At 48.7% G+C, this 18,553-nt stretch carries 16 protein-coding genes; 4 read left to right on the top strand and 12 right to left on the bottom strand.

Features of this window, described 5'->3' with window-relative positions:
• Nucleotides 1–219 precede the first annotated feature (219 nt).
• The 8 genes from ACLHG7_RS04590 to ACLHG7_RS04555 all read right to left on the bottom strand — a co-directional run bounded on the left by ACLHG7_RS04590 (nucleotide 220) and on the right by ACLHG7_RS04555 (nucleotide 7,753).
• Nucleotides 220–678, bottom strand: a complete 459-nt coding sequence (locus ACLHG7_RS04590) for a hypothetical protein (protein ID WP_410209865.1) — start codon at nucleotides 676–678, stop codon at nucleotides 220–222.
• Between the two features lie 8 nt (nucleotides 679–686).
• Nucleotides 687–938 carry a succinate dehydrogenase assembly factor 2 gene (locus ACLHG7_RS04585; protein WP_410210385.1) on the bottom strand — a complete coding sequence of 84 codons (252 nt, stop codon included), beginning with the start codon at nucleotides 936–938 and terminating at the stop codon, nucleotides 687–689.
• A 29-nt stretch (nucleotides 939–967) separates the two neighbouring features.
• On the bottom strand, nucleotides 968–1,672 hold the full coding sequence (locus ACLHG7_RS04580; RefSeq protein WP_210009656.1) for an ABC transporter ATP-binding protein: 705 nt from the start codon (nucleotides 1,670–1,672) through the stop codon (nucleotides 968–970).
• Nucleotides 1,673–1,686: 14 nt separating this feature from the next.
• Nucleotides 1,687–2,559, bottom strand: a complete 873-nt coding sequence (locus ACLHG7_RS04575) for an ABC transporter ATP-binding protein (RefSeq protein ID WP_410209864.1) — start codon at nucleotides 2,557–2,559, stop codon at nucleotides 1,687–1,689.
• Complete coding sequence (locus ACLHG7_RS04570) at nucleotides 2,552–3,640, bottom strand: branched-chain amino acid ABC transporter permease (RefSeq protein WP_228254835.1); 1,089 nt, start codon at nucleotides 3,638–3,640, stop codon at nucleotides 2,552–2,554. The genes ACLHG7_RS04575 and ACLHG7_RS04570 overlap by 8 nt, the downstream gene beginning before the upstream one ends.
• Nucleotides 3,640–4,569, bottom strand: coding sequence for a branched-chain amino acid ABC transporter permease (locus ACLHG7_RS04565; protein ID WP_114900307.1), 930 nt, complete (start codon nucleotides 4,567–4,569; stop codon nucleotides 3,640–3,642). Before ACLHG7_RS04565 ends, ACLHG7_RS04570 begins: the two co-directional genes overlap by 1 nt.
• A 235-nt stretch (nucleotides 4,570–4,804) precedes the next feature.
• Nucleotides 4,805–7,171 carry a GSCFA domain-containing protein gene (locus ACLHG7_RS04560; protein ID WP_410209863.1) on the bottom strand — a complete coding sequence of 789 codons (2,367 nt, stop codon included), beginning with the start codon at nucleotides 7,169–7,171 and terminating at the stop codon, nucleotides 4,805–4,807.
• 306 nt (nucleotides 7,172–7,477) lie between these two features.
• On the bottom strand, nucleotides 7,478–7,753 hold the full coding sequence (locus tag ACLHG7_RS04555; protein WP_114900309.1) for a metal/formaldehyde-sensitive transcriptional repressor: 276 nt from the start codon (nucleotides 7,751–7,753) through the stop codon (nucleotides 7,478–7,480).
• A 95-nt stretch (nucleotides 7,754–7,848) separates the two neighbouring features.
• Here ACLHG7_RS04555 and dmeF point away from each other — a divergent pair, with 95 nt between their 5' ends.
• Nucleotides 7,849–8,901, top strand: coding sequence for a CDF family Co(II)/Ni(II) efflux transporter DmeF (dmeF, locus tag ACLHG7_RS04550; protein ID WP_410209862.1), 1,053 nt, complete (start codon nucleotides 7,849–7,851; stop codon nucleotides 8,899–8,901).
• A 62-nt stretch (nucleotides 8,902–8,963) separates the two neighbouring features.
• On the opposite strand, the gene folP is transcribed toward dmeF, so the two are convergent.
• The 3 genes from folP to rlmE form a co-directional block, all read right to left on the bottom strand.
• On the bottom strand, nucleotides 8,964–9,812 hold the full coding sequence (gene folP, locus ACLHG7_RS04545; RefSeq protein ID WP_410209861.1) for a dihydropteroate synthase: 849 nt from the start codon (nucleotides 9,810–9,812) through the stop codon (nucleotides 8,964–8,966).
• 87 nt (nucleotides 9,813–9,899) lie between these two features.
• Entirely contained in the window at nucleotides 9,900–11,804 is a 1,905-nt protein-coding gene (ftsH, locus tag ACLHG7_RS04540; protein ID WP_114900312.1) for an ATP-dependent zinc metalloprotease FtsH, read from the bottom strand.
• A 221-nt stretch (nucleotides 11,805–12,025) separates the two neighbouring features.
• Nucleotides 12,026–12,718: a 23S rRNA (uridine(2552)-2'-O)-methyltransferase RlmE gene (rlmE, locus tag ACLHG7_RS04535; protein ID WP_410209860.1), complete on the bottom strand. Its 693-nt coding sequence runs from the start codon at nucleotides 12,716–12,718 to the stop codon at nucleotides 12,026–12,028.
• Between the two features lie 281 nt (nucleotides 12,719–12,999).
• Between rlmE and yhbY the strand changes: the two genes are divergently transcribed.
• Complete coding sequence (gene yhbY, locus ACLHG7_RS04530; RefSeq protein ID WP_410209859.1) at nucleotides 13,000–13,323, top strand: ribosome assembly RNA-binding protein YhbY; 324 nt, start codon at nucleotides 13,000–13,002, stop codon at nucleotides 13,321–13,323.
• A gap of 31 nt (nucleotides 13,324–13,354) precedes the next feature.
• On the top strand, nucleotides 13,355–15,091 hold the full coding sequence (locus ACLHG7_RS04525; RefSeq protein WP_410209858.1) for a dienelactone hydrolase family protein: 1,737 nt from the start codon (nucleotides 13,355–13,357) through the stop codon (nucleotides 15,089–15,091).
• On the opposite strand, the gene ACLHG7_RS04520 is transcribed toward ACLHG7_RS04525, so the two are convergent.
• Nucleotides 15,060–15,437: a hypothetical protein gene (locus ACLHG7_RS04520; RefSeq protein ID WP_410209857.1), complete on the bottom strand. Its 378-nt coding sequence runs from the start codon at nucleotides 15,435–15,437 to the stop codon at nucleotides 15,060–15,062. The two genes, ACLHG7_RS04525 and ACLHG7_RS04520, sit on opposite strands and share 32 nt — an antisense overlap.
• Before the next feature lie 270 nt (nucleotides 15,438–15,707).
• Here ACLHG7_RS04520 and ACLHG7_RS04515 point away from each other — a divergent pair, with 270 nt between their 5' ends.
• Nucleotides 15,708–18,542: an aconitate hydratase gene (locus ACLHG7_RS04515; RefSeq protein WP_410209856.1), complete on the top strand. Its 2,835-nt coding sequence runs from the start codon at nucleotides 15,708–15,710 to the stop codon at nucleotides 18,540–18,542.
• Nucleotides 18,543–18,553 lie beyond the last annotated feature (11 nt).

The raw sequence follows: 18,553 nt of genomic DNA, 5'->3' as shown, positions 1-18,553 counted from the left end.
TATTTCGCTCTCAAAGCGGTATGAATAATGATTGGCACAACAATGACCGTCTGCCAAAACGTGTTGCCCTAGATGCATATTGCAAAATCACTGCAATCTACAAAGCGCTAGTAAGAATGTTATTGCGAGGAAATACAACAGAAATTTGGTATGAATTAGTAACAACAAAACGATAACTACATCACACTATATGCAATAATTCGTTTCTTCGATGCTTGATCAGTGCTTTGGCTGATCCATCTCCAAAGGCATCCAAAAGCGTGCCAGCACCATCAGGCGTCGCCAATCATCAGCACACACTTGATCACGCCAGATCACCCAATATCTGATTTGACGTTTAGACGAGGTCTGCATCCTAAACCCAAGAAGCATCACCCAGCCCACGCGGTGTAGACTGTGCAAATCTCCTTCTTCTTTATCTTCTGCCAATGGGGCCTTAGACAGCACCGTCACCCAGCGCCAAACGTGACGATCCATATGAATCAGTTGTACAATCCGTGGCTGATGGTTATCAACATGATAGGTATAAAAAGCATAACCCGCCAATCCCAACAAAAGAACTACTTTGGCTAAAAGAGGTAATGCGCTCAAAAGACCGAGGAGCGCCACAGCTAAAAACGCCACAATCGTCACCCCCCTCTGCATCTTGCTGGGCTGAATCGTGGCGTTGATTTGCATGGAGTGGCTTAAGCTCTCAGCGATTTCAAACGGGCAATAATCGCGGTCAAACTGACTGGCGGTTCAGTAACATTCATAAACCAATCGAGCAAATCAGGATCTTCCTGATCGATCAGTTCTGAAAATGCTGCTTTCTCCGCGCTATCGGCTTGCAAAAAATGCTCACGCACATAAGGATCAAAATAATAATCCAGTTCTTTCAAGCCGCGTCTAGCGCGGTAAATCACTTTACGATCTGCAAGATTAATTTCCGCAGGGATCTCTGAATTGCTGACATCTTGATTCGACATTACGCTTCTATTCCTGCACCGAGATAAGCCGCTTGGACGCGGGCATCATGTAATAAATCTTGTCCTGTACCACTCAAGGTCATTTCACCATGTTCCAGCACATAAGCGCGGTCTGCCAATTGCAATGCCCCGCGCGCATTTTGCTCAACCAACAGGATGGATAAACCTGTTTCTTTGAGCTCTGCCAAAGTCTTAAAGATCAACTCGATCATGAGTGGCGCAAGCCCCATAGAAGGTTCATCCAGCAACAACAACTTGGGGCGCGAAAGCAACGCACGGCCAATCGCCAGCATCTGCTGCTCCCCGCCCGATAAAGTTCCCGCCAATTGGTCGCGGCGCTCTGCCAAACGCGGAAAGCGTGCAAAGATGGATTCCAGCTCACTCTCGCGCCAATCATGCAGATAAGCACCCATTTGCAGATTTTCCAACACGGTCATTTTAGAAAAGACACCGCGCCCTTCCGGTACCAGTGCCAAGCCCTGACCGACACGCTGGTGACTGGCAAGCGTACTGATTTCCTTGCCTTGATAGATCACCGAACCCGTAGAGGGCACCAAGCCTGCCAAAGCATTCAAAGTCGAGCTCTTACCTGCGCCATTGGCGCCAATCAGACAAACCAGTTCGCCTTGATTGACTTCAATATTCAGACCCTGCATCGCATGGATGTTGCCATAGCGGACGTGCAAATTACTTACACTTAACAGTTTTTCATGTACGCTCATGATGTCGTTCCTGCGTGATCATCTTGTAGAGAGCCCTGTGTCGTCTCGGCGATGAGCTTCGCCCCTTTTCCCGAGTTTGGCATATCATCACCGCCTAAGTAGGCCTTGATCACCCGCTCATCACGGCGGATCTCTTCTGGGGTGCCGTCTGCAATCTTCTCACCAAAGTCCAGTACACTAATGCGCTGACAAAGACGCATCATCAATCCCACATCATGTTCAATCAGTACGATTGTCATGCCATCGACATGCAGACGACGAATCAAATCTTGCAGTTGTGCGGTCTCGGTGGGATTCATACCCGCTGCAGGTTCATCCAGTGCAAGTAAGCGCGGTTTAAGCGCCAGCGCCCGTGCAATCTCCAAACGACGCTGATCCCCATAAGACAAGGTGCGCGCAACGCGGTCCGCGACATCTTTGGATAAGCCCACATATTCCAGCAAGCGATAACCTTCTTGGCGAATCAAGCGCTCTTCACGTCTTGCTGCAGGAGTCCTGAGCACGGCACCAATAATCCCGGTTTTGGTTTGGCTATGTTGCCCGACCATGATGTTTTCCAGCGCCGTCATTTCACTGAATAAACGAATATTCTGAAAGGTTCGTGCAAGTCCCTTCACCGCCAACACCTGTGGACTGGTTTTCAGACTTAAGGATTCGCCATCAAAATTGAAGCGGCCGGAGTCGGCCTGATACATGCCAGTCATCACGTTAAACAGCGTCGTTTTACCCGCACCATTGGGACCGATCAGACCATGTATGGTGCCTTGCTGAACGCTTAAACTGACATGTTTTAACGCATGTACACCGCCAAAGGATTTATTGATCCCTTCAAGCTGGAGTAGCGGTTGATGTAGGCTGGGATTAGTCATGATGGAACTCCTCTTTGCGGCGACGCGATGGCAGTAAGCCCTCGGGTCTAAAGAGCATCATGCCCACTAGCGCAATACCGAAAATCAGCATTCGCACATTGTCTGGATCGACCACTTGGCGTCCAAACAGCGCCTCTTGCAATGGATGGATGACTGCACGTAGCGCTTCTGGAGTCAGCGTGAGCAATACCGCACCCAAGATAACACCAGCAATATTGCCCATACCGCCGAGCACCACCATACACAGCACCATGATCGATTCCATCAAACCAAAGCTAGTCGGATCGATAAAACCTTGAAAGCTGGCAAACATCCCACCCGCAACCCCGCCAAAACTGGCACCCATCGCAAAGGCCAGTAGCTTGATATTTCGAGTATTGATGCCCATCGCCTTAGCCGCCAGTTCATCTTCACGAATCGCGACCCATGCCCGGCCAATGCGGGAGTTTTCCAGACGCATACACACGCCGATGATGATCAGCACCAGAATTAAAAACAGGTAGTAATACAGATAAGCGCCGTTGAAATGCTGGCCAAAAAGATCAAAACCCGAACCAAAGGAGTGACCAAAGAAGGCGAGATTATCAATTCCACTGATCCCTTGTGTACCATTGGTGATATTGACAGGACGATCCAGATTTTGCATAAACAAACGCACAATCTCACCGAAGCCCAAAGTCACGATCGCTAAATAATCACCACGCAGCTTTAAGGTCGGTGCGCCCAAGATCGCACCCGCAAGACCGGCAAAACCCGCGCCTATCGGAATCAAGAGCCAAGGCGAGACATGGATATTTAAATGTGGCGATGCCAGCACGGCTACCATATAGGCACCCAGCGCATAGAAGGCGATATAACCAAGATCAAGTAAACCCGCATAACCGACGACGATGTTCAAACCCAGCGCAAGCATGCAGTACAACAGCGCATAGTCCGCTGTCCGTACCCAAGAAGGTCCCATCAGACCCAATGCGAATGGCAAAAGGATCAATGCCAGCGTGAGGATAAAAAATGCCGATTTCTGTTTGACCGAACGTGGCTTCATTTTTTTCGGTGCTAGTGTGTCATTGATTGTTGTCATTATGCGCGCTCCGACTCACGTTCACCCAGTAAGCCCGAAGGACGCACCATCAGTACCGCGATCAATACGATAAAAGCAAAGATATCTTTGTATTCACTGCCCATCAAACCGCCAGTCCAATCCGATAAATAACCCGCCCCCATCGCCTCGATAATCCCAAGGACAAAGCCACCCAATACTGCACCACGAATATTGCCAATACCGCCTAATACCGCCGCAGAGAAGGCCTTTAGACCGAGCAAGAAACCCATAGTAGCACTGGCCTGACCATAGCTCGCGGTGTACATCACCCCCGCTAAACAGCCAAGGCCTGAACCCAGCATAAATACGCTGCTGATGATGCGATTGACATTGACACCCATCAGCGCCGCTACACGATCATTCTGTGAGGTGGCACGCATGGCACGTCCTAGACGGGTTCGCTGTACGAGTATCCAGAGACCAATCATAAGTACAATTGACAGCACAAAAGTACCCATCTGATACGCGGTAATGCGAGCACCCAGAATATTAAACGGATCGCTGGTCAGTACTTCAGGGAAACGCTGATAACCGCGTCCCCAGATCATCATCGCCAGATTCTGCAATACGATGGACACACCAATACCCGTAATCAACGGTGCAAGACGCGGCGCACGGCGCAGAGGCCGATAAGCAATACGCTCAATACTAAAACCAAGTAAGGCACAGACAGGCAGTGCAAGCAGGACAGCAACCACGAGAAGCAGATAAGGCGGAATGCCTAAATTTAAACCAATTAATGTCGTGAGAATCGTAACCGTGGACATTGCGCCCACCATCACCACGTCACCATGTGCAAAGTTGATCAAACCGAGAATCCCATAGACCATGGTATAACCCAGTGCAATCAATGCATAAATACTGCCAATAATCAAACCATTAGCAAGCTGTTGAATGAAAATATCCACGAATACTTGAATTCCTAAAAACGTATAGGGCGATCATCTAAACGATCAATTAGAGCTATTTTAAAGCATGAAGTATGCCGTTTTTATTGAATTCGCGATATATAGATTGTTTTCTATTTTTATAACTGACCATTTGGTTTTATTTAAGAGATCAATATGGATGCCGATGTCATTGAAAAACCGCGCATCATGGATGCGCGGTTCATATCCGAGAACGACAATTCAAACGCTTATCTCAACGATCCAACGCCTCTTCATCACAGACAATCGAGGCAAGTCGGGCATTCTGCTCCAGCAGTTCCTCACTAAAGGATTTAGCATGATGCGTAATGTCCGATTGCTCAGTAAGAACCGAAGCAATAGAAGGCGCATCGCTTGCATAGTGCTGCAGGAAGAGCCGCATCACATGCTCCACGCCTTCCGGTTTCACCGAACGCAGATCACTTTCAAAATACTCACCGCGGGTGTAACTGCCCGTGATGATCTCATAAGACGGAAAGTATTCGCACATGCTGTGCTGCAATGAGATTTCTTCGGCAGCTGCACGGAGCGCTGACTTACTATAGGTTGTGGACACCAGTACGTGGCGGTCCTCATAGGTCGCAATCAATGGCACCGGTGAAACTGTAATTAGCATTTTGGCTTTGGGATTAACACCCAGCAATCGACCAATAAAGCCCTTCAGGTCGGCAACGACATCAGCGACTTGGAAGTTAACAAATTCATAGCGTGTCGTATCCATCTCACCCGCCACAACCCCAGGCGCTAAAGGGAATACTGCACCATCGGTTCGACTTTGCCATGACTCGGTCAGACCCAGTGTAAAGACCAGCACATCAAGACTTTCAAACATATCGCGTACCGAAGCAAAATGCTTCTCGCGGTCAGCGTTTAGATCTTCTATCGATGTAAAACCTTCGGGCTCAACTTGCGGCCTAAACGGATCAACCAGCTTGCCATCATCCCGCACCCAATAACTTTCTTCTGGCGTGTAATGACCATACGCACGATCAAACAATTGCAGCAATTGTCGTGCCGTATAGATATTGCCGAAACGCGCTGAGAATACCCCATAATTACGGCGCTGGGCTTCATCGGCAGTCAGATCAATTTCAGAAAGATCACCCTTTTCACTGATGAAGTAATTAAAGCCCTTCTTCTGCAATGTGCGTGAGATGTGCTGAGCAAAACAACTGCCGGCAGTAGCCACTTTATCTTGGCGATCAATTTTAAACCCTGAGCGCAGCACAGGATCAATCGTATGCATAGCTGACTTTTCTATGGCGAGGCGCCAAGCAGAATCAACATCCTTCATGGCGGGTCGTTCTATCGCACGGCGCCAGAATTGATAATCCGCCAAACCTCGATAAGGATTACCACTCGGTGCAAACACGGGTGGTGCTTCACTGTGCACAACGTCCACGCTTACAGTCGCCTCAACCACAGGCTCTATAGCTTCTGTACGTGGCGCTGCATGTAGGTTCGAGGCAAATTGGGCTAAATTCTCAAAGCGAGCGTGACTAAAACTATCGCAGGTTAAATCATCGCGATTGAAGGTCTCAAAAATCTCAAAAGAACCGTGGACAAACTCTTCAAGTCCCAGCATATCCACTTGGCGACCCGCAGCGTTGCCACGTTTAAAATGCAGCGAAGTAAACTCAGGTTTCATCCCGAGCGCACGGCCAATTTCAGGATAAACCGGCCATGCCGTCAAACTGCCGAGGTCATCTTTAATATAATCTTCCACATACGGCAGCGTGCTGATTCCTTCACGCGCAAGCGCAGCCCGTGCTACATCCGCCAGCACAAATAATTTAGGATGATTCATGGTATGCATCCAGCAACCACGCTTCGACCAATTGGCAATATGGTCGCCCAGTGGAATCCCACAGCGCTCCCACTCATTATTCAACCATGCAACCGACGCATCCCAATAGTCAAAGAAACCGAGCGCTTCATAGACATCGGGGTTGTACAAACTAATGGTTTTTTCAGGACTAAAGCCATTTTTCCAGCTATAAAAGGCCAGCGATGAGCCATATGGACCGATAGGACTGGGTACATGATAGCCTTCACGGTGAATATGCACGCAATCCGGCTGGAACGCATTGAAGATCACGATGGGCAGGGCTTTGCTTTTTTTACGGATATCTGGATAGTACGCTTCAATCAGATTGACCGTATCCCAACCAGACTGGACCAGCACCAGATCGGCTTCCATGAAATAACTGATATTAAACTGCCCCATACGGAGGCCCTGTAAAAGCTCGGGCGTATGGCAATAGAATTTGGTCACAACTTCGGTTGAGATATAAGGCATGAGTTTGGCCATACCGCGTCCATGACAGTTGCCAACCACGACAATACGCATCTTACCCGGCGTATGCCAAAGCTCATCTTCATTTTCGGCTACGGTATGAAAGTCTGCGACCCCTGAGCCGACATTATTACGAATCTTATATTCTTCGGATTGCATCAAGAGATTGATGAGAGAACCTTCATCAAAATTCTGCATATGAGTGGCAATGACTGCAGGAGACTCTGGCAGTCTTCCCAACATAAATCGATATGCCCAGTTGACGGCTTCTTCACTTAACGCCATGTTAATACCCCAAAATATTAATTCGGCGCTTAAGCTCACACAGAGTCCTTTGTCTTTAGAGCCTAATTACGCAGAATGACTAATAAAATTTTCTTAGATTTAATTGTTTTTTAATGATTAACCTTAACCATCTATCTCCACTTGTATCATGACAATCTCTGATAAACAAGTCCGATTTTCAGCTTCTTTGAAACACATCTTGATTCCTGTAAGCCATGATCTGACCATGCATCAACTTTAAATTAAACGCGTCATGCGCTGAACGAAACATCCAGCATGACTTAGAACATTTAGCGCCTATCCGGCTTATTTTAAATACGACTTCAAAATGCCTACAACCTGCTCCACCTCAAGCTGGCGCTGCTCAGTCGTTAGATCATCAACCCCTAGATGCTCACGAATATGTCCATCCAGCACCTCAACCATCAGGCCATTGGCGGCACCCCGAATCGCAGCGATCTGCTGAAGAATTTCAATACATTCAACTTCTTGATCAAGGACTTTTTCAAGTGCTTCGACCTGACCTTTGATCCGGCGAATGCGGGTCATGATTTTCTTTTTGTCATGGATCGTGTGGGGCATAGCAACCTCAATTAAGTTTCATTATACTAGGGGGGAGTATATACTCGAACGCCTAAATTCGCGACTCTCCCCTCTACCGCTTTGGAGGCATAACCATGCCAGCACCGCTATCATCGCATCATTCGCATGAGACAGTCACGTCCATACAACACGCTCGGCCCAAAACCTATTCATTCAACATCAGTAACCCCATGGCCGAAAAGAAAATTAAATGGGCGGTGATCCTAACTGCGCTAATGATGGTTGCAGAAATCGCGGGCGGTTATGTTTTTAATTCGATGGCGTTGCTGGCCGATGGCTGGCATATGAGTACCCACGCGATGGCTTTGGGGCTGTCGATGCTGGCTTATGTCTTGGCAAGGAAGCTCTCGCAAGATGCACGCTTTACCTTTGGCACGTGGAAGATTGAGATTCTTGCCAGCTTTACCAGCTCAATCCTATTGATTCTGGTTTCAGCATGGATGCTATTTCAATCCACCGATCGCCTGCTCGCCCCAACACCGATTCGCTATGATGAAGCCATTTTCATTGCCATCATTGGACTTGCGGTCAATCTCATTTGTGCTTGGCTGCTCAAAGATAACCATAGTCATGGGCATGGCTCTTCACATGATCATGGGCACGGACATGACCATGCATCGCATCACGATCATGACTTGCATGGGCATGCATCGCATGGCGGCAACCACGATCTGAATCTGCGCGCTGCTTATATCCATGTCATCACCGACGCTGCAACATCTGTGCTGGCCATCATCGCTTTGATCGCGGGTAAACTTTGGGGCGCGAACTGGCTTGATCCGGTGATGGGTATCATCGGCGGCATCTTAGTGGCAATCTGGTCATACGGCTTGATTCGTGACTCTGGACGCATTCTGCTCGATGCGGAAATGGATGCGCCTGTGGTTCGTGAGGTCATCGAAGTGATTCAGCACAGTCCGATCCCCGCCACCATCAATGACATCCATGTCTGGCGCGTGGGCAAAGATCAATATGCCTGCGTCTTGAATCTCTGTACTGATCATATTGATGCCAATTCAGATTATTTCCGTAAACAGCTCAGCATTCATGAAGAACTGGTGCATATCATCGTCGAGGTCAATCAACCCTTGATCAATAATGAGCAACATCTCCATCCTCATGCATAAGCAATAAGCCATAAAAAGCCTGATTCATCATGTATCAGGCTTTTTTATGCGTTCAAATCCAATCAGGGTAACTGACTAAAAACGGACAGCATCTCAACCGTCGCCCGTACATCATGAGTACGGATGATCGACACCCCCTGCTGGACACCGAGCAATGCCGCACCCAGACCCGCATAGATCCGCTCATCCACAGCGGCACCATTGAGAATCTCACCCAGCACCCGCTTGCGCGAGATACCCATCAGCATCGGCAGTTCTAAAGTATTCAGCTTCCAGATTTCATTGAGTAGTTGCAGGCTCTGCGGCGTATCTTTGGCAAAGCCAAAGCCCATATCAATAATGAGGTTATCGGCCAGAATCCCGGCGGCAAACGCCTCTTCGATGCGAAAAGACAGCTCGGTATGCACCTCACGCGTCACATCATGATAAACCGCCAGATCATTCATGGTGGCTGGCTCTCCACGCATATGCATCAGGATCACAGGCAGTTTTAGCCGTGCCGCTGTCTCCAGTGCGTTGGGGCGGGTTAGAGCCCGCACATCGTTCCAGATCGTTGCCCCGGCGTCTACAGCCGCACTAAATACCTCCGGACTACTGGTATCAATCGAGATGATCGGATCAAAACCTTGAGTAAGCGCCTCCACTAAAGGAATCACCCGATCCAGCTCTTCTTGCACCGACACTGACGTAGCATTCGGTCGCGTCGATTCCCCACCAATATCAATAATACTCGCCCCTTCACTCAGCATTTGTTCCGCATGCTTAAGCGCAGTATCTAAATGATTAAAGCGTCCACCATCTGAAAACGAGTCAGGCGTAACATTCAAAATGCCCATCACCTGTGGACGCGAAAGATCAAGCGTATGCTTGCCACAGTGCAGAATACGTTTAGGTAAAGGGTGCAGTTTCATCTCAAAGTTCCTTTTTTATAATCTAAGCCATTTTATAAAATAAAAAGCCCTCGTTTTCACGAAGGCTCTTTGATCACATCTTCAAGATTACATCGCTGGTAGCGGGGGCGGTAAAACCGCACCTTCTGGTGGGACTACAGTGACTGGCACAGGGTTAACTGGCTCATATACTTTAGGCTCACGTGGCTTACGCCCTTCCATGATGTCAACCACTTGATCACGATCAATGGTTTCCCATTTCAGCAAGGCTTCCACCATCACTTCAATCTTGTCTTTGTTGGCTTCAATCAGATCACGGGCAACAGTATATTGCTCTTCCAAGATTTTACGAATCTCTTGATCGATCAATTGCTGTGTTGCTTCGCTGACAGAACGATTACCGATCTTGCCAAAGTAACCACCATCTTGTGAGTCATCTTCGTAAACCATGATGCCGAGTGCATCGCTCATACCGAACTTGGTGACCATTGCACGGGCGATTTTGGTCGCACGCTCAAAGTCGTTTGAAGCACCGGTTGATTTCTGATTCACAAACACTTCTTCAGCAATACGACCACCAAACAGGATCGACAGCTCATTCAACATCTTGTCTTTGTAGTTGCTGACTCGGTCGAACTCAGGCAACTGCCAAGTCACACCCAGTGCCCAACCACGCGGCATGATGGTGACTTTATGCACTGGATCAGTGTTTGGCAGTAGCTCTGCAACCAAGGCATGACCCGCTTCGTGATAAGCGGTATTTTTACGCTCATCTTCACGCAGAACCATCGACTTACGTTCTGGGCCCATGAATATCTTGTCTTTGGCATCCTCAAAGTCATGCATATCGACCGTGTTCTTGTTGCGACGTGCTGCAAACAAAGCCGCTTCATTCACAAGGTTTGCCAAATCCGCACCACTCATGCCTGGCGTACCGCGTGCAAGCACTTTGGTTTCAACACCCGTGGCTGAAGGCAATTTCTTCATGTGAACGTTTAGAATTTCTTCACGGCCTTTAATATCAGGCAAGCTCACCGCAACTTGACGGTCAAAACGACCTGGACGCAGCAAAGCTTTGTCCAATACGTCTGCACGGTTGGTCGCAGCAATCACGATCACGCCTTCTGAACCTTCAAAACCGTCCATCTCAACCAACATCTGGTTCAGCGTTTGTTCACGCTCATCGTTACCGCCACCCATACCTGAACCGCGATGACGACCGACTGCATCAATCTCATCGATAAAGATGATACATGGCGCATGGCGCTTGGCTTGTTCAAACATATCACGCACACGTGATGCACCAACACCGACAAACATTTCGACGAAGTCAGAACCTGAAATCGAGAAAAACGGTACTTTCGCTTCGCCAGCCACTGCTTTTGCAAGCAAGGTTTTACCGGTTCCCGGTGGGCCAACCATCAGCACACCGCGTGGAATCATCGCACCCAGACGTTTGAATTTAGTCGGATCACGTAGGAAGTCCACCACTTCAACCAATTCAGCTTTTGCTTCATCACAACCTGCGACATCGGCAAAGTTCACTTTGATCTGATCTTCAGTCAGCATCTTGGCTTTGGATTTGCCAAAGCTCATCGGACCACGACCGCCGCCGCCGCCCGAACCGCCGCCTTGCATATTACGCATAAAGAACATGATCAACAGGATGATCAACAGTACAGGAAAACTGGCCACCAGCAGTTGCATCCAAACGCTTTGACGTTCTGGAGCCGCACCTTGGATTTCCACTTTCTGTGCAGTCAGACTTGGCATCAGCGCATTGTCAGCGATACCTGGACGCACGGTTTCGAAAGGGGTCTTATCCTTGCGCTCACCCGTGATGCTCTCGCCATCAATCTTAACGCTCTTGATTTGCCCTGCGTTAACCGCAGTCACAAACTCAGAGTAGCTCAGAGGATCGGGCTTCTTTTTGTTCTCGAAATTGCTGAATACCAGCACGACAATGCCAATAATCACCAACCACAGTACTGTATTCTTGACGATATCGTTCAAGGCTTTTCCACCTATGGTTACTTAATTAAATAAAAAAGTCAGTCAAACTTTTTCAAACCTACACTCATCATTTGTTTGACTTACATTAACGTGATTACAGTCCAGCAACAACCTTATTCCGTGGTCATTACGTCGGATTTTGTCACGTTTTGTACATCTACGCGTTACATAACTTCACAATTCTATTGCTACCAATCGTCCATTACGGCAACTCAGATCCATCAATCTTCGGCATCCATCGCATCAGATTCGGCATCGTTTGATTTGATCGCGCTGACCTTCCGCCCTTGCGCAAGCAAATACACTTCAGGTGAGCGTGGACGTGAAGCCTTCGGTTTGACCGCTTTAATGACCGTAAACTCTTTAAAAATCGACTTCCGGTACTCATCAAAGCCTTCACCCTGAAAGACTTTTACCAGAAACTGACCTTTTTCATCCAGCACCTTGCTGGCAAAGTCGAGCGCCAATTCGCATAGATACATCATGCGCGGCTGATCGACAGCACTATTACCTGATGTATTGGGTGCCATATCCGAAATTACAATGTCTACTCGTCGGCCATCTAAGATTTCGAGCAATTTATTAAAAACACTTTCTTCACGAAAGTCGCCCTGTAAGAAGGTCACCCCGCCCAGATGATCCATTTCTAAAATATCCGATGCAACAACCATACCGCGCTCACCGGTCAACTTGGCAGCGATTTGCGACCAACTACCTGGTGCCGAGCCCAAGTCCACCACAGTCATGCCGGGCTTAATCAATTTATATTTTTCATTGACCTCGAGCAGCTTATACGCTGCACGTGAACGGTAGCCATCCTTATGGGCTTGCTTCACATAGAAATCATCCAAATGCTCACGCATCCAAGCCTTACTACTTTTGGACAGTTTGTTATTGGTAATACGAGTTGCCATGTGTTGCGTTCCATTTGAATATACGGGTGCTTTGCTGCGCTGGGCTAAAAACAGTCAAGAGTTGGTTTTTAAATGAACAGCGCAAATTGATGCAAAAACAACGAAAAAATTTTGTGATATTTGTCTATTTTAAGCCAAAAGTCGTTTGGATGCTTGATTGATGTGATGATCTGTCATATTTAAGCGCGTTTTTAAGCTACAATAGGCATCACTTATTTTTTAAACGATTCTTTTGCCTCACAGCAAGGATCGGTTGTTTTACATACTACAAAGGTTTTGCTATGCCCGCTCTTACCACTCATGAACGCAAACGCTTACGTCGCATTGGGCATGAACTCAGCCCCATCGTGATGATCGGCAACCATGGCCTGTCGGATGGTGTCATTGAGGAGCTCCGCCGTGCATTGGCTGACCATGAGCTGATCAAGGTTAAAGTCGCTGGCGAAGACCGCGAACTGCGCCAAACGCTGATCGACAGTGTGGTTGAAGTCAGTGGTGCAGACGTTGTGCAACAAGTCGGCAAAATCATCCTGATGTTTAAAAAAGCCGAAAAACGCAATGTTCATCTTTCAAACTTAGTCCGCTTTGCGCATTTGGATGATTGATCTTAAGAGTCTATAGATTAAGAGTGTGATGATGATGTGGAATGCTTTGTCTCGCCTATTCATCATCGGTTTACTCAGTACCCTATCCTGTCCTTTAGTGCTTGCTGCAATGCTAGACCCTGCTGAAGTTGATCGTAACGCCAGTGCACTTCAAGCGCAGTTGCCCAATGTGCATGAACGTATCCTCCAGATTCCGATGGATGATCCATCCGTCAAGCTACAAACCACAGTCTATACCCCAGATGGCTTAGGGCCGTTTCCACTGGCGATCATGAATCATGGCAGCAGTGGCTATAGTGATCCGCATAAGCAGGGACGCTCACAGCTATCGTATGCGACGATTTATTTTCTGTCGCGCGGCTATGCAGTCGTGCAGCCAATGATGCGCGGATTTGCTGGATCAGGGGGGAAAATCCCCGCCGTTGGGTGCGATATCACCGCAGCCATGGTGAACAATGCGCTTGATATCCAGCGGGTGATTAATTATCTCGGCACAGCCCCGCTTGCAAGCGTCCACATCGACACCAGTCAGGTGATCGTTGCGGGGCAGAGCTTTGGTGGCTATAACACGCTCGCAGTGGGCACGCTAAATATCCCAGCGGTTAAAGGCTTGGTCAATTTTAACGGGGGTCAGGGCTTTCGAGGGTGTCAAGATAAACAAGAGAATGTGGTCAATGCGGCAGGCTACTACGCCGCACGCACCCAAGCACCCTCCTTGTGGTTCTATGGTAGCAATGATTCTCTGATCAAAGAGGAGGAATGGCGTGCTGCCTATCACCGCTACACTCTGCTCGGTGGCAAGGCAACTTTAGTGCCGTTTGGCAATTTTTTTGATGACTCGCATAATCTGCTGGGTCATAGTGAATCGATCGCTATTATTACCCCGCCACTGGATGCTTTTTTAAAGCAGGTGGGCTTGCCCTCAAAGATCAAGTTTGCGAATTACTTGCCGATGGCAACGCCAGATGGCACTCCTTCATTGAATGGGGCTGCTGTGCCATCGCCTAGCCATTTCGCCGATCTGCATGATCTAAAGGCCGTGCCCTTGGGTGCGACCGCCGAATATCAGCGTTTTTTGACTCTGCCAAAGCCGCGCGTCTTTCTGATCGGTGAGAACAATAGTGTGAGCGTGATCAGCGGTGGCTATAACCCGCTACAGTTTGGTCTCGACAAGTGCCAGCAGAACGGTGTTAAGTGCTGGCCGTATGCCATTGATGATCAGGTGGTGTGGGTACGACCTATATTGACTCCAATTCCACCAGCCAGTCACTTTGCAGATATCAAGGACGTCAGTGCGGTTCCGATCCCGGATAATGCACGGAGCAACTATCAAAAATTTCTGGACTCGCCTCTGCCCCGTGTTTTTATGATCAGCAAGAATGCCATCTCAGCCACGAGTGGTGGGCTTGATCCTCTGGGTGCAGCATTAAAAGCCTGTGAGCAAAAGCAGATGCAATGCTGGCCCTATGCGGTGGATGATCAAGTGGTGTGGGCACCGACGCAAGATTTCTTTCGCCCCAGCCATTTTGCGGATATTCACGATAGTGAAGCGATCCCTTTTCTCACCAAGTCAGGCAAAGCGAGCTATGCCAAGTTTCTGACCTTACCAAATCCGCGCGCCTTTGTACTTGCGCCGAATGGCGCGTTCGGCATGGCCAGCGGTACTGAGGCATTGGCGCGCGCCACCAGTCAGTGTCAGGGTACTCAGCATTATCCCGGTTGTACTGCGTATGCGCTTAATGATGATGTGGTTTGGGTGAATCATTGAAATAGCGCTGAGCCATGCTTGCCACAAGCCAAGTTAACTCAAGAATTGCCACACCAATCCCAAAACTCGCCAAATGAATCATGCCACCTGCTCGATCCGCACTACACTGATGCGAATCCACAAGACATAGATAAAGTCTAGGCACACTGTAAAAGCCTATAAAAACGGCAAATACCATTGCACAAATAACAGATAAGGTCAGCAGAATATCCATGGGTTTAGTGGTGATGGGCAAATCAATCCTGCGCCGATAAATTAACCGCCATAGCCGCAAAGGAATCAAGCTAAATCCTAGCGCACCAAAGAACCCAAGCAATCCGAAAACGATGATAAATAAGTTATCCATCCGATAAAAACGCCTTGTGCTTATTTTCCTGATCATAGTCCAACCGCTATTGAGAAGCTATGCAGTAAATCAGTCTGACTAAAGTCTTTTCTCAAAATATCTGCCGGAGACTGATCGTTTGCATAAAGAAACAATCCAACTACTCTCCAAGCCTCTCTCGTCCAAAAATGAAGCGTAGAATAAAGCGCACAATCTGCAAATCATTGCAGGTTAATGAATTCGTCTAATGTCGCTCGCCTGAAATTTTGCCAGCAAAACCCAGAGGTCATCATGTCATTACACAATCTGCACGACACCCTAAAAACAATTACCTTAAAGAATGGCGAGAGCAGACAGCTCTACTCGCTCCCGGCACTGGAAGCCGCAGGTGTGGGGCCGATCTCCAAGCTGCCGGTTTCGATCCGTATTGTCCTTGAAGCCGTACTGCGTAATGTCGATGGCAAAAAAATCACCGATGAACACGTCAAACAACTCGCCAACTGGGAACCTCTCGCCAACCGTGTTGAAGAAATTCCCTTCGTAGTCGCACGCGTAGTGCTACAAGACTTTACTGGTGTGCCGCTACTGGCTGACCTAGCCGCAATGCGCAATGTCGCCGCGCAAATGGGCAAAAATCCAAAAGCCATTGAACCGCTGGTGCCTGTTGATCTGGTGGTTGATCACTCTGTGCAAGTGGACTTCTACGGCACCGCAGACTCACTGCGTAAAAACATGGAATTAGAATTCAAACGCAACAATGAACGCTACCAGTTTATGAAGTGGGGCATGCAAGCCTTTGATACCTTTGGCGTGGTCCCACCCGGCTTTGGTATCGTGCATCAGGTCAATCTAGAGTACCTATTCAACGGCGTGCAGAACAAAAATGGCGTGCTCTATCCCGACACACTCGTCGGTACTGACTCACACACCACCATGATCAATGCCGTCGGCGTGGTCGGTTGGGGCGTCGGTGGGATCGAGGCCGAAGCCGGTATGCTCGGTCAGCCAGTCTACTTCCTGACCCCAGATGTAGTGGGTGTAGAGCTGAAAGGCAAACTGCGTGAAGGCGTGACCGCAACCGACTTGGTGCTCACCATCACCCAGATGCTGCGTAAAGAAAAAGTGGTTGGTAAATTCGTTGAATTCATTGGTGAAGGCACTTCCTCACTGTCGCTCACGGATCGTGCCACGATTGCCAACATGGCCCCTGAGTACGGCGCAACCATGGGCTTTTTCCCCGTCGATGAAGTGACTGTGGAATACATGCGTGGTACGGGTCGTAAAGAAGAGGACATCGACGCATTTGAGTCGTATTTCAAAGCGCAAAATCTGTTTGGAATTCCAAAGGGCGGTGAGATCCATTATAGCAAGAGTCTTGCTCTAAACCTCGATACCATTGTGCCTTCACTGGCTGGACCGAAGCGTCCGCAAGATCGTATCGAATTGCCGAACATGCAAAAAGACTTTGATCATCTGTTCAGTGCCCCGCTACCCGATAACGGTTTTAATAAGAACCAAGGTGACCTGCATAAACGCTACGCGACCAAGCGTACGCTGCCGCATAACGTCGAAACACCGCATAAGTCTGACTATCAAGGCACGATCATTCGCGGTGAGGCGGACATGATTGCCAATCGCCCAACCGCAGATGCCTCAGCACCTGTCGCACATGCAGGTGATCAGTATCTAGATCTGGGGCATGGTGATGTACTGATCGCGGCTATTACCTCCTGTACCAATACCTCAAATCCTAGCGTGTTAATCGGTGCAGGCTTACTGGCGAAAAAAGCCGTGGAAAAAGGTCTACAGGTTAACCCACGGGTCAAAACCTCCTTCGGTCCCGGTTCACGCGTGGTTCCAGAATATTTAACTGCGGCAGGTCTGCAATCCTCACTGGATAAACTCGGCTTTAACGTCGCGGCGTTCGGTTGTACAACGTGTATTGGTAATGCCGGTGATCTGGCGGCAGAGTTTAATGAGTCGATTATCGAAAATGACATCATTGCAGCGGCGGTGCTCTCAGGTAACCGAAACTTCGAAGCGCGGATTCATCCCAATATCCGCGCCAACTTCCTCGCCTCCCCGCCGCTAGTCGTCGCCTTTGCAATTGCAGGACGGGTCAATATTGATATGAGTAGAGAACCACTCGGCATAGGCAGTGATGGTCAACCGGTCTATCTCAAAGACATCTGGCCGACGAGTGAAGAGATCAGTGCCCTAATCAAATACGCACAAGATCCAGCTGTCTATCGTGAAAAATACTCCGACTTCACCAAAGATAACGACCTGTGGAACGATATTCAAAGTGCCCATGGCGATGTCTACACATGGCCGACCTCGACCTATATCGCCAAGCCTCCGTTCTTTGAAAACTTTGCCATGACCCCAAGTCCGGTTAAAGAAATCAAAAATGCCAAAGCTTTGCTGGTGCTTGGCGACTCGGTCACCACTGATCATATTTCACCAGCGGGTTCATTTCGTGCAACCACACCAGCAGGTACGTACTTGACTGAACACGGTGTGCAATTGGCAGACTTCAATACTTACGGCTCACGTCGTGGTAACCATGACATCATGATTCGCGGCACCTTTGCCAATGTGCGGGTAAAAAATCTGATGCTGCCGCTACGCGACGATGGCTCGCGCATCGAAGGTGGTTTCACCCTGCTGGATGGCAAGCAAACCACCGTCTATGATGCTGCGATGGAATACATCAAACGCGGCATCGCAACGGTGGTCTTTGCGGGTGAGGAATATGGCACAGGCTCCAGCCGTGACTGGGCGGCAAAAGGGACGCAATTGCTCGGTGTCAAAGCCGTGATTGCCCGTAGCTTTGAGCGCATTCACCGTTCGAACCTAGTGGGTATGGGCGTATTGCCACTGCAATTTAAAGGCACGGATTCGATCGAGTCGCTGAAGATAAAAGGCGATGAAACCTTTGATGTGATCGGTGTCAACGATCATATGACTCCACAGTCTGACATCACCTTGAAAGTCACTCGCCCTGATGGTTCAACCTTTGATGTCGTGCTGCTATCGCGAATTGATACCGCCATCGAAGTAGATTATTTCCGTCATGGCGGCATTCTGCCATTCGTGCTGCGTGAGATCTTAGCCAAAGCTTAACCAGACCATGA

It is taken from the genome of Aquirhabdus sp. (assembly GCF_046462495.1).
Classification (GTDB): Bacteria; Pseudomonadota; Gammaproteobacteria; order Pseudomonadales; family Moraxellaceae; genus Aquirhabdus.
This window is presented reverse-complemented; position numbering and strand designations above follow the sequence as displayed.